Raw genomic sequence first — 12,892 nt, forward strand, 5'->3', positions numbered from 1 at the left:
AATCACATCCGTATGGAGCACAGAAAATGACCATTGCCGTGCAATTCATCGATGTTTCGCGGACTTTCGGCGATGTTCGCGCCGTGGATCGGGTATCCATCGATATTCAGGACGGGGAATTCTTCTCCATGCTCGGGCCGTCCGGCTCGGGCAAAACTACCTGCCTGCGCCTGATCGCCGGCTTTGAACAGCTCACTTCCGGCTCGATTCGCATCCACGGCCAGGAAGCCGCCAACCTGCCGCCGTACCAGCGCGACGTGAACACCGTGTTTCAGGATTACGCGCTGTTCCCGCACATGTCGGTGCTGGAAAACGTCGCCTACGGCCTGATGGTGAAGGGCGTCGCCAAACGCGAGCGGCTGGCGCGGGCGCAAGAGGCGCTGGATAGCGTGGCGCTCGGTTTCGTCGCCGAACGCAAGCCGGCGCACCTGTCGGGCGGCCAGCGTCAGCGCGTGGCGTTGGCGCGCGCGCTGGTCAATCGGCCGCGGGTGCTGCTGCTGGACGAGCCGCTCGGCGCGCTGGATCTCAAGCTGCGCGAGCAGATGCAGGGCGAGCTGAAGAAGCTGCAGCGCCAGCTGGGCATCACCTTTATCTTCGTCACCCACGATCAAAGCGAAGCGCTGTCGATGTCCGATCGGGTGGCGGTGTTCAATAACGGCCGCATCGAACAGGTGGATACGCCGCGCGAGCTTTACATGCGGCCGAAGACGCCGTTCGTCGCCGAGTTCGTCGGCACCTCCAACGTGGTACGTAGCGAGCTGGCGCAGCGCCTGCTCGGCGAAAGTCGAACCTTCTCGATCCGGCCGGAACATATCCGCCTGCTGGAGCAAGGCGGCGCGGCGCAGGACGAGATCCAGGTGCAGGGCACGCTGCAGGAAATCCACTACCAGGGCGCGGCCACGCGCTATGAGATCGCGCTGAACGGCGGCGAAAAGCTGCTGGTCAGCCAGGCCAATCCGCAGTGGATCGCCGAAGGGCAACAGCGGCAGATCGGCCAGCCGATCGTCGCCTGCTGGCCGCGCGCGGCGATGGTGCCGCTGCTGGAGGAGAGGTGAGATGGACATGAGCATCGATTCCCCTTCGGCGCGCGGCGGCACCGTGCGCGCGCTGTCGACCTGGCTTTATCGCCGGCCGACGCTGTATCTGCTTTTGCTGCTGGTGCCGCCGCTGCTGTGGTTCGGCGCGGTGTACCTCGGTTCGCTGCTGACGCTGCTGTGGCAGGGGTTTTACACCTTCGACGATTTCACCATGGCGGTGACGCCGGATCTGACCTTCGCCAACCTCGCGGCGCTGTTCAACCCGGCCAACTACGACATCATCCTGCGCACGCTGACCATGGCGGTGCTGGTGTCGCTGGCCAGCGCGGCGCTGGCGTTCCCCATCGCCTATTATATGGCGCGCTACACCAGCGGCCGCGTCAAGGCGTTCTTTTATATCGCGGTGATGATGCCGATGTGGGCCAGCTATATCGTTAAAGCCTATGCCTGGACCCTGCTGCTGGCGAAAGACGGCGTGGCGCAGTGGTTCCTGCAGCACCTGGGGCTGGAGCCGCTGTTGGCTTCGCTGCTGACGGTGCCCGGCGTCGGCGGCAACACGCTGTCGACCTCGGGGCTGGGGCGTTTTCTGGTATTCGTCTATATCTGGCTGCCGTTCATGATCCTGCCGATCCAGGCGGCGCTGGAGCGCCTGCCGCCCTCGCTGCTGCATGCCTCAGCGGATCTGGGCGCGCGACCGGCGCAGACTTTCCGCCACGTTATTTTGCCGCTGGCGGTGCCGGGTATCGCCGCCGGATCGATCTTCACCTTCTCGCTGACGCTGGGCGACTTTATCGTGCCGCAGCTGGTGGGGCCGCCGGGCTATTTCATCGGCAGCATGGTGTACGCCCAGCAGGGCGCGATCGGCAATATGCCGATGGCCGCGGCCTTTACGCTGGTGCCGATCGTCCTGATCGCCATCTACCTTTCCATCGTCAAACGTCTGGGGGCTTTCGATGCACTCTGAACGCGCGCCCTTAGGGCTGAAGCTGGCCGCCTGGGGCGGACTTGTCTTCCTGCATTTCCCGTTGGCGATCATCGCCATCTATGCCTTCAACACCGAGGATGCGGCCTTCAGCTTCCCGCCGAAGGGCTTCACGCTGCACTGGTTTAACGTCGCCGCCGGGCGGCAGGACATCCTCGATGCGGTACTGCTGTCGGCGCAGATCGCCTGCCTGGCGACCGCCATCGCGCTGGTGCTCGGCACCCTGGCGGCGGCGGCGCTGTATCGGCGCGATTTCTTCGGCAAGGACAGCATTTCGCTGCTGCTGCTGCTGCCGATCGCGCTGCCGGGGATCGTCACCGGCCTAGCGCTGCTGGCGGCGTTCAAGGCGCTGAACATCGAGCCGGGCATCCTGACCATCGTCGTCGGCCATGCGACGTTCTGCGTGGTGATCGTGTTCAACAATGTCATCGCCCGGTTCCGCCGCACCTCGTACAGCTTGATCGAAGCGTCGATGGATCTCGGCGCCGACGGCTGGCAAACCTTCCGTTACGTGATCTTGCCGAATCTCGGCTCGGCGCTGCTGGCCGGCGGCATGCTGGCGTTTGCGCTGTCGTTCGACGAAATCATCGTGACCACCTTTACCGCCGGCCACGAGCGCACGCTGCCGCTGTGGCTGCTGAACCAGCTCGGCCGCCCGCGCGACGTGCCGATCACCAACGTGGTGGCGCTGTCGGTGATGCTGTTGACCATGCTGCCGATCCTCGGCGCTTACTACCTGACCAAAGGTGGAGAAAGCGTCGCCGGCAGCGGCAAATAATTTCCTTACCCGACCTCTGATAAAAGGATAACCCTATGCAAAGCCAACTGTTGATTGACGGCCAACTGGTGAATGGCCAGGGCGCGACCCAGCCGGTGTATAACCCGGCGACCGGCGAAGTGATCGCGCAGGTGGCGGAGGCCAGCCCGGAGCAGGTCGATCGCGCGGTGCTGGCGGCGGATGCCGCGTTCGCCGCCTGGGGGCAAACCACGCCGAAGGAGCGCGCCGAGCATCTGCTCAAGCTGGCAGATCTGATCGACGAGCATGCCGAGACCTTCGCCAGGCTGGAGTCGCTCAACTGCGGCAAGCCTTATCACTGCGTATTGAATGACGAACTGCCGGCGGTGGCCGACGTGTTTCGCTTCTTCGCCGGGGCCAGCCGCTGCCTGACCGGCATGGCCGCCGGCGAGTATCTGGCCGGGCATACCTCGATGATCCGCCGCGATCCGCTCGGCGTGGTGGCTTCGATCGCCCCGTGGAACTACCCGCTGATGATGGCGGCCTGGAAACTGGCGCCGGCGCTGGCGGCGGGCAACTGCGTGGTGATTAAGCCTTCGGAGCAGACGCCGCTGACCACCTTCAAATTGGCCGAACTGGCCGCCGGGCTGTTCCCGCCGGGCGTGCTCAACGTGCTGTTCGGGCGCGGCGCCAGCGTCGGCGATCGGCTGACCGGGCATGACAAGGTGCGCATGGTGTCGCTGACCGGCTCGATCGCCACCGGCGAGCACATCATCGCCCACACCGCCGCCGGCATTAAGCGCACCCATATGGAGCTGGGCGGCAAGGCGCCGGTGTTGGTGTTCGACGATGCCGATCTGCAGCAGGTGGTGGACGGCATTCGCGGCTTCGGTTTCTACAACGCCGGGCAGGATTGCACCGCCGCCTGCCGCATCTACGCGCAGAAAAGCATTTATCCCGAGCTGGTGAAGCGGCTGGGCGAGGCGGTGGCCAGCCTGAAGATTGGTGCGCCGGACGACGAGAGCACCGAACTGGGGCCGTTGATTACCGCCCAGCATCTGGAGCGGGTGGCCGGTTTTGTCGAGCGCGCCAAAGCGTTGCCGCACGTGCAGGTGGTGACCGGCGGCGAGAAGGTGAAAGGGCCGGGTTACTATTTCCAGCCGACGCTGTTGGCCGGCGCGCGCCAGGAAGATGAGATCGTGCAGCGCGAAGTGTTCGGCCCGGTGGTGACGGTGACGCCGTTTGACGATGAAGAGCAGGTGCTGGCCTGGGCGAATGAATCCAACTACGGGCTGGCGTCGTCCGTGTGGACCCGCGACGTGGGCCGCGCGCATCGCTTAAGCGCCCGGCTGCAATATGGCTGCACTTGGGTGAACACCCACTTCATGCTGGTGAGCGAAATGCCGCACGGCGGCCAGAAACTGTCCGGTTACGGCAAGGATATGTCGATGTACGGGCTGGAGGATTACACGGCCATTCGTCATGTAATGTTCAAACATTGATTTTACAGTAATTATCCGCACAATAGCGCGGCCTTCGAGCCGGCTCCGGCCGGCTGATGATAATAAAAATTGAAAGGAAGCCTATATGGGTATCACCAGACGCGATTTTCTCAACGGGGTGGCGATCACCATCGCCGCCGGGTTGACGCCGCTGCAAATCTTGCGCGCGTCGCCGCAAACCGCCAATCAAACCCTGTACTACCCGCCGGCGCTGACCGGGCTGCGGGGTAACCATCCGGGCTCGTTCGAGCATGCGCATCAACTGGGGCGCGACGGTAAAACCTTTGATTTCGGCAGCGTACCCGCCGTTGAAGAGTTCGATCTGGTGGTGGTCGGTGCCGGCATCAGCGGGTTGGCGGCCGCCTGTTTCTGGCAGCAGCTGAAAGGCGAGCAGCAGCGCATTCTTTTGATCGACAACCATGACGACTTCGGCGGCCACGCCAAGCGCAACGAATTCAACACCGACGACGGCATGCTGCTCGGCTACGGCGGCAGCGAATCGCTGCAGTCGCCGCGCTCCAACTTCAGCCCGGTGGCGATGGGGCTGCTGCACAAGCTCGGCGTCGATATCGACCAACTGGAGCAGGCGTTTGACACCACCTTCTACCCGGATCTTAACCTGAGCCGCGGGGTTTACTTCGATCGCAAGAACTTCGGCGTCGACAAGGTGGTGAGCGGCGATCCGGGCCGCACAGTGGCGGACGACATTCCGCGCGATCGCCTCAACGGCCGTTCGTATGAAGCGTTCATCGGCGATTTCCCGCTGCCGGAAAGCGATCGCCAGGCGCTGATCGCACTGCATACGGTGGAGAAAGATTATCTGCCGGAGATGACGCTGGAGCAGAAGGTCGAGTGGCTCGATACCCACAGCTACACCCAGTTCCTGCGTGAAAAAGTGGGCCTGAGCGAGCTGGCGATCCGTTATTTCCAACAGACCACCAACGACTTCCAGGCGGTGGGCATCGACGGCACGTCGTGCAGCGATGCGCGCATCTGCGATCTGCCGGGCCTCGGCGGCATGAATCTGCCGCCGCTGGACGAAGAGTCGCAGGCGGATCTCGACGATCCTTACGTGTTCCACTTCCCGGACGGCAATGCCACGCTGACGCGCCTGATGGTGCGCCAACTGATCCCGGCGGTGGCGCCGGCCGGCAAAGACATGAATGACGTGGTGCTGGCCAAATTCGACTACAGCCAGCTCGATCGGCCGGAATCGCCGGTGAAGCTGCGTTTGAACAGCACCGGGCTGCACGCGGCCAACGTTGGCGACAAGGTGGAAGTCACCTATATGACCGGCGAGAAGATGACCAAGGTGCGCGCCGGGCAGGTGGTGATGGCCGGCTACAACATGATGATCCCGTACCTGGTGCCGGAGATGTCGCACGAGCAGCAGGAGGCGCTGAAGCAGAACGTCAAGGCGCCGCTGGTGTACAGCAAGGTGGTGATCCGCAACTGGCAGCCGTTCATCAAGCTGGGCGTGCACGAAATTTATTCGCCGGCCGCACCGTACAGCCGCGTGAAGCTGGACTACCCGGTGAGCATGGGTGGATACCAGCACCCGCGCGATCCGGATCGGCCAATCGGCCTGCACATGGTCTACGTGCCGACGCTGCCGGGCAGCGGCCTCAGCCCGCGCGAGCAGTCGCGCAAAGGGCGCGCGCTGCTGCTGGGCACGCCGTTCGAGGTGCACGAGCAGATGATCCGCGAGCAGCTGCAGGGCATGCTGGGCGCGGCCGGTTTCGACCATCAGCGCGACATTCAGGCGATCACCGTCAACCGCTGGTCGCACGGTTACTCCTACTTCCTCAACGGACTGTTCGACGACGAAGACGAAGCCAAGAAAATCATCGAAACGGCGCGGCAGCCGATCGGCAAGATCGTTATCGCCAACTCCGATGCCGACTGGAGCCCGTACGCCAACTCGGCGATCGATCAGGCGTGGCGTGCGGTGAATGAACTGGCCTACGGCAAGGTTACCGCCAAGGAGGGAGCATGAGTCTGCGCTCGCTGTACCTGTTGAGCCTGCTGGCCGCCGGCGGTTCTGCCCAGGCGATGTCGGCCGGGGAATACGTCGCCAAAGCCGGTGATTGCACCGCCTGCCACACCGCGCCGGGTGGCGCTGAACTGGCGGGCGGCATGAAGTTCCCGACGCCGCTCGGGGCTATCTACGCCACCAACATCACGCCGGACAAGCTGCACGGCATCGGCGCTTACTCATTCGAAGAGTTCGATCGCGCCATGCGTCAGGGGATCGCCAAAGACGGTCACCGGCTTTATCCGGCGATGCCGTACACCTCGTACGCCAAAATGAGCGCGGAAGACATGCGCGCGCTGTATGACTATCTGATGAAAGAGGTGCCGGCGCAGAACGTCGCCAACCGCGACAGCGATATCAGCTGGCCGCTGTCGATGCGCTGGCCGCTGGCGGTGTGGAACTCGCTGTTCCACGACGACCAGCCGTATCAGGCAGATCCGCAGCAAAGCGCCGAGTGGAACCGCGGCGCCTATCTGGTGCAGGGCGCGGGCCATTGCGGCAGCTGCCACACGCCGCGCGGCTGGGCGATGCAGGAGAAGGGCCTGGACGGTAAGGCGCCGGTATTCCTGAGCGGCGCCGAGCTGGACGGCTGGTACGCCTCCAATCTGCGCGGCCTGCCGCCGGAAGAGGTGACGGCGCTGCTGAAAACCGGGCGCAGCCGCCATGCGGCGGTCGCCGGGCCGATGAGCGAGGTGGTAACCCACAGTACGCAGTATCTCAGCGACGGCGATCTGAACGCCATCGCGGTGTACCTGCGCAGTCTGGCGCCGGAAACCGCCGCCAAAGCCGCTGCGCCAGCCACGCAGGCGGATAACCCGGGTGGCAAGGCGACCTATGCAATGTACTGCTCGACCTGCCACGGCAATAAGGGGGAGGGTACCGACTTCGCCATTCCGGCGCTGGCAGGCAATGCCACGGTAACGGCGGACAATCCGCTGACCGCGCTGCGGGTGGTGCTGGAGGGGGCGCATACGCCGATCACGCAGCAGGCGATGGCGTTCGACATGCCGGCTTACGGCTGGGCGTTGAACGATCGGCAGGCGGCGGACCTGATGAGCTATCTGCGGGGAAGCTGGGGCAACCAGGCGGCGCCGGTGACGGTGCAGCAGGTCCAGGACGCGCGCCAACTGCAGGCGAAATGAAGAGGGAGCGCGGTCTGACGGCCGCGCTCCGCAAGCATTACAGCACCTTATGCGGGCCGAAGCATTCGTAGTGGATGCGTTCGGCCTCTACCCCCATCTCCAGCAGCTGTTTGCCCACGAACTGCATGAAGGCCACCGGGCCGCAGAAGTAATAGTGCATCTGCGGATCGGCCAGGCTGCCTTGCAGCGCGCTCAAATCCATCAATCCGCGGCTGTGGTAGTCGCGGCCTTCCACGTCATCGGCACCCGGCTCGCGGTACCACACATGGCGGCTCAGATTTGGCATACGGCCGGCAATATCCGCTACCTCATCGGCAAAGGCGTGTACGCTGCCGTTTTCCGCCGCGTGCAGCCAGTGGACCTGCGCCTGATGTTGGCTGTCGTGCAGGGTGTTGAGCATGCCGAGCATCGGGGTTTGGCCGACGCCGGCGGAGATCAGCGCCACCGGCGTGGTCGGCGCCACGTCGAGGAAGAAGTCGCCGTGCGGCGGGGCGATGTAGATCACGTCGCCTTCCTGCGCCTGCTGGTGCAGGTAGTTGGACACTTTCCCCTGATCTTCGCGCTTCACCGCGATGCGGTAGAACTCGCCGTTTGGCGAGGTGGTCAGCGAGTACTGGCGAATTTCCTGATGCTCCAGGCTGTCGTGCTTGATGTAGACCGCCAGGTATTGCCCCGGTTTGAAGTCCGCCACCCGGCCGCCGTCCACCGGCGCCAGCACGAAGCTGCAGATCACGTCGCTCTGCGGCTGTTTCTTCAGGATGCGGAATGCGCGCAGATCGCGCCAGCCGCCGTTGTCGGTTTCGCTCTGCTGATAAATCTGCTCTTCACGCTGGATAAATACGTTGGCCAGCACGCCGTAGGCTTTGCCCCAGGCGTCCAAGACTTCCTGGCCCGGGCTGAACATTTCGTCCAGCGTCGCCAGCAGGTGACCGCCGACGATTTGGTACTGCTCCGGCTGGATATTGAAGCTGGTGTGCTTCTGCGCGATGCGCTCCACCGCCGGCAGCAGCGCCGCCAGGTTCTCGATGTTGGCGGCGTAGGCGCAGATGGCGTCGAACAGCGCTTGACGCTGATCGCCGTTGCGCTGGTTGCTCATGTTGAAAATATCTTTCAATTCCGGGTTATGCGCGAACATGCGATCGTAAAAGTGGGCGGTCAGCTTCGGCCCGGTCGCAGCCAGCAGGGGAATGGTGGATTTCACGGTGGCGATGGTTTGGCTATCCAGCATGGAAGCGCTCCTTAGGTTAGGATCTTGACGATAATTGTAATGATGTATTTTAAATGCATCTTATTGGGTTCCGCGTCGCTTGTAAATACCCTTGTTTTCGTTGCGGTGTTCTTCGGGCGTCGATCGCGCTCACAGAACATGAAAAAAGCGCATTGTTCGCATGAGGAAATGTCCGTTGATAAACGGCGGCATTTAGCGGATCAAAGCCTTGCGCCACCTCATGCCAATCGTTTGCGTAAAAACCTCTGTCAAGACCTATCTTCGGTGGGGCGAAACGGTTTACACTGTGGCCCAGAACCCAAACGGGTAGTTATTTGGTGATTTTTTAGTTAGCTGATTTAAGTCAGGAGATGCCGGATGTTAAAGCGTGAAATGAACATTGCCGATTACGATGCGGAACTGTGGCGTGCCATGGAGCAGGAAGTGGTGCGTCAGGAAGAGCACATCGAGCTGATCGCGTCTGAGAACTACACCAGCCCGCGCGTGATGCAGGCTCAGGGTTCCCAGCTGACCAACAAATACGCTGAAGGCTATCCGGGCAAGCGTTACTACGGCGGCTGCGAATACGTGGATATCGTTGAGCAGCTGGCTATCGATCGTGCCAAAGAATTGTTCGGCGCCGATTACGCCAACGTGCAGCCGCACTCCGGCTCCCAGGCTAACTTCGCCGTGTACACCGCGCTGCTGCAGCCGGGCGACACCATTCTGGGCATGAACCTGGCGCACGGCGGCCACCTGACCCACGGTTCCCCGGTTAACCTGTCCGGCAAACTGTATAACGTGGTGCCTTACGGCATCGACGACAAAGGCCAAATCGACTATGACGATCTGGCCAAACAGGCGCAAACCCACAAGCCGAAAATGATCATCGGCGGCTTCTCCGCTTACTCCGGCGTGGTTGACTGGGCCAAAATGCGCGAAATCGCCGACAGCATCGGCGCTTACCTGTTCGTCGACATGGCGCACGTGGCTGGCCTGATCGCCGCCGGCGTGTATCCGAACCCGGTACCGCACGCGCACATCGTCACTACCACCACCCACAAAACCCTGGCGGGTCCGCGCGGCGGCCTGATCCTGGCCAAGGGCGGCGACGAAGAGCTGTACAAGAAGCTGAACTCCGCCGTGTTCCCTGGCGGCCAGGGCGGCCCGCTGATGCACGTGATCGCCGGCAAGGCGGTGGCGCTGAAAGAAGCGATGGAGCCTGAGTTCAAGGTTTACCAGCAGCAAGTGGCGGTCAACGCCAAGGCGATGGTGGACGTGTTCCTGCAGCGCGGCTACAAAGTGGTCTCCGGCGGCACCCATAACCACCTGTTCCTGCTGGATCTGGTCGATAAAAACCTGACCGGTAAAGAAGCGGACGCCGCCCTGGGCCGCGCCAACATCACCGTCAACAAAAACAGCGTGCCGAACGATCCGAAGAGCCCGTTCGTCACCTCCGGCGTGCGTATCGGCACCCCGGCCGTCACCCGTCGCGGCTTCAAAGAAGCCGACGTGCGCGAACTGGCCGGTTGGATCTGTGATGTGCTGGACAACATCAACGATGAAGCCACCATTGAACGCACCAAGAAGAAAGTGCTGGATATCTGCGCCCGCCTGCCGGTTTACGCATAATCCCGCTTTTGCCTGATAAAACCCGCTGCGGCGGGTTTTTTTGTGGCCGCTCGCGGTAAACTGTGAGCTGTCTGGCACTCTAACGCATTGAAGCGGAATGAAGATTGCGGGGCGGTGTGAGCTCTGTCAAAGTATTGCCCTCACTCCGGAGGGATCATGGTTCTGCAATCCACGCGTTGGCTCGCGCTCAGCTATTTCACCTACTTCTTTTCCTATGGCATCTTCTTACCGTTCTGGGGCGTGTGGCTGAAAGGCGAAGGCATCGCGCCGGAAACCATCGGCATATTGCTCGGCGCCGGTTTGGTGGCCCGCTTCCTCGGCAGTTTACTGATTGCACCCCGCGTTAAAGATCCCTCTCATTTAGTCTCCGCCCTGCGCCTGCTGGCGCTGCTGACACTGGCTTTCGCGGTTGGCTTCTGTTTCGGCAACGGCTGGGGCTGGCTGATGCTGGTGATAGCGGGGTTCAACCTGTTCTTCTCGCCGCTGGTGCCGCTGACCGACGCGCTGGCCGCCACCTGGCAAAAGCAGATCCGCATGGACTATGGCCGAGTGCGGCTGTGGGGCTCGCTGGCGTTCGTCATCGGCTCGGCGCTGACCGGGCAGCTTGTGGCGGTGTGGGGCCATAACGCCATTCTCTACAGCCTGATCTTCAGCGTGCTGGCGATGCTGCTGGGCATGTTGCTGAAGCCGAGCGTCATGCCGCAGGGCGAAGCGCGCACCCACAGCGATACCGAACGTTCGCTGTGGGCACTGCTGAAAGAAGGGCCGGTCTGGCGCTTCCTGTTGTGCGTCACGCTGCTGCAGGGGGCGCACGCCGGCTACTATAGCTTCGGCTCCATTTACTGGCAGGAGGCGGGCTATTCGGCCTCGACCATCGGCTATCTGTGGTCGCTGGGCGTGGTGGCGGAGGTGATTATTTTCGCCAGCAGCAACGTGCTGTTCCGCCGCTGGAATGCGCGCAACCTGCTGTTGCTCTCCGCCTGCTGCGGCGTGTTGCGCTGGAGCCTGATGGCCTACAGCACTGAGTTGGGCTGGCTGCTGCTGATCCAGATCCTGCATTGCGGCACCTTCACCGTCTGCCATCTGGCGGCGATGCGCTTTATCGCCGCGCGCCAGGGGCAAGAGGTGATCCGGCTGCAGGCGGTGTATTCGGCGCTGGCGATGGGCGGCGGTATTGCCGTCATGACGGTCATTGCCGGGTTCCTGTTCGAACATTGGCAGGGCGGGGTTTTCTGGGTGATGGCGGCGGTCGCGGTGCCGGCCTTGTTCATCCGGCCGCCGGCGGTCAGCGTCAGCCGCTGATTAAGGCGCTTCCAGCAGCGCGCGGATGGCCTGGCGCTGCCGGGTTTCCAGCGGCAGTTCGGTATAGATCAACGGCGGGTGCGGATCGCTGTGCACCGCCGCATAAGGGGTGATCACCAGCATGACGCCCTGCGGCGCTCCGCCGCGCAGATAGTCGCTCAACGGCAGATACTTGATGTTCAGCGGCAGCAGCGTGAGCTCGCGGATCTGGTATTCCACTTCCTCTTCCAACTGCGGGTTATCCAGCGTCAGCAGCAGCACCTGTTTCTCCTGCAGCGCGTTGTCCTGCATCAGCCAGGCGCCGAAGCTGATGGCCACCAGGCCCGCCTCCTCGTTGGAAAAATGCACGCCGTATTCCTGTTCCAGCGGTATCAGCGCTTCCTGCGTGGTACGCATTAGCCGCGGGTATTTGCGCACCACTTCTTCCAGCAGCATATTGTCGATGCCGATGGCGAAACGGCAGCGCTCCAGCGCCGGCGCCAGGTGGGCGAACAGCTGGCTGACCAGCTCCGTCTTGCTGCTGAAGGCCATGCCGGAGAGTTGCTGGAAACGCTCGACCATGCTGTCGATCGCCGCCATCAATCTCTGCTCTTGCGCCGAGTCATTGCTGTGGTAGCTGTGATTTTTCAACATGGTGAAGGTCAGCGCCAAAAAATCGCGCTCGTCTGCCTGCGGCGGCTGGTTAAACAGTCGGTTGCAGGCCTGATGCAGCCAAGCGGCGGCCTGCTGCTCCGGCTTTTGCCGCAGCCAGTCGCGTTGAACGGCGTCGAAATGCGGATGGCGCTGCAGGCGATTTTGCCAGGCGCAGTAGAGCAGGTAATGCTCCAGGAATTGGCGGTCGCGCGCGTCAAAGTGGCGGCTGAGCAGTGGCTCGCAGGCGTCGATCGCTTGAGCCAGCGCAGACGCTGGGGCGGCATCTGCCGCCAGCGCTTGCCGCAGGCGCGGGGCGAAATCGTCTTCGACGAACCGCGGGCTGCAGCGCAGGGCCCGCCGCAGCCAATGGATCAGACACAGGCGTTGGTTGAGCGCGCTGCCCCGCAGGTGGTAGCCATGGTCGGGATCGACGGCGATCTCCAGGTGATGGAAACGCTGGATTTCACTGGCCACCTCGGCTATATCTTGCCGGGTTATCGGGGGGGCGACGCCGTTGATTCGGCTTAGGGTCTCCAGCTGTAACTCGGGCTCCGGCGTGTACAGCATCAGCAGCAGATGGCAGCGCCGTTGTTGTCCGGAGAGCGCGGGCACGGGAGAGGTGTCCAGGCTCATTATCACCTTCCGGCATAAAAGGTTGCGATTATGCCTAAGCATAGCAAAAGG

General features: G+C 62.7%; 10 protein-coding genes. 8 read left to right on the forward strand and 2 right to left on the reverse strand.

Annotation, left to right across the window (positions count from 1 at the left end):
* Positions 1-26 precede the first annotated feature (26 nt).
* From WA302_RS08725 to WA302_RS08750, 6 genes are all read left to right on the forward strand, one after another.
* Entirely contained in the window at positions 27-1,055 is a 1,029-nt protein-coding gene (locus WA302_RS08725) for an ABC transporter ATP-binding protein (protein WP_049209559.1), read from the forward strand.
* Between the two features lies 1 nt (position 1,056).
* Complete coding sequence (locus tag WA302_RS08730; protein ID WP_033644105.1) at positions 1,057-2,001, forward strand: ABC transporter permease; 945 nt, start codon at positions 1,057-1,059, stop codon at positions 1,999-2,001.
* Positions 1,991-2,797, forward strand: a complete 807-nt coding sequence (locus WA302_RS08735) for an ABC transporter permease (protein WP_004941378.1) — start codon at positions 1,991-1,993, stop codon at positions 2,795-2,797. The genes WA302_RS08730 and WA302_RS08735 overlap by 11 nt, the downstream gene beginning before the upstream one ends.
* A 35-nt stretch (positions 2,798-2,832) precedes the next feature.
* Positions 2,833-4,257: an aminobutyraldehyde dehydrogenase gene (patD, locus tag WA302_RS08740; protein ID WP_015378788.1), complete on the forward strand. Its 1,425-nt coding sequence runs from the start codon at positions 2,833-2,835 to the stop codon at positions 4,255-4,257.
* Positions 4,258-4,342: 85 nt separating this feature from the next.
* A complete protein-coding gene (locus WA302_RS08745) occupies positions 4,343-6,253 on the forward strand; it encodes an NAD(P)-binding protein (protein WP_336063592.1) in 1,911 nt (636 codons plus the stop codon).
* The gene (locus WA302_RS08750; protein WP_049209555.1) at positions 6,250-7,434 is read left to right on the forward strand and encodes a c-type cytochrome; all 1,185 of its coding nucleotides are present in this window, start codon (positions 6,250-6,252) and stop codon (positions 7,432-7,434) included. The genes WA302_RS08745 and WA302_RS08750 overlap by 4 nt, the downstream gene beginning before the upstream one ends.
* Before the next feature lie 37 nt (positions 7,435-7,471).
* On the opposite strand, the gene hmpA is transcribed toward WA302_RS08750, so the two are convergent.
* Entirely contained in the window at positions 7,472-8,662 is a 1,191-nt protein-coding gene (gene hmpA, locus WA302_RS08755) for an NO-inducible flavohemoprotein (RefSeq protein WP_149570376.1), read from the reverse strand.
* 357 nt (positions 8,663-9,019) lie between these two features.
* On the opposite strand from hmpA, the gene glyA reads away from it, so the two are divergent.
* Positions 9,020-10,273, forward strand: coding sequence for a serine hydroxymethyltransferase (gene glyA / locus WA302_RS08760; protein ID WP_025303922.1), 1,254 nt, complete (start codon positions 9,020-9,022; stop codon positions 10,271-10,273).
* Positions 10,274-10,429: 156 nt separating this feature from the next.
* Positions 10,430-11,575, forward strand: a complete 1,146-nt coding sequence (locus WA302_RS08765; protein WP_025303921.1) for a 3-phenylpropionate MFS transporter — start codon at positions 10,430-10,432, stop codon at positions 11,573-11,575.
* Here the strand turns inward: WA302_RS08765 and csiE are convergent, their stop codons facing one another.
* Positions 11,576-12,841, reverse strand: a complete 1,266-nt coding sequence (csiE, locus tag WA302_RS08770) for a stationary phase inducible protein CsiE (RefSeq protein WP_336063596.1) — start codon at positions 12,839-12,841, stop codon at positions 11,576-11,578.
* Positions 12,842-12,892 lie beyond the last annotated feature (51 nt).

Source organism: Serratia sp. 201 (assembly GCF_037027545.1).
Classification (GTDB): domain Bacteria; phylum Pseudomonadota; class Gammaproteobacteria; order Enterobacterales; family Enterobacteriaceae; genus Serratia; species Serratia bockelmannii.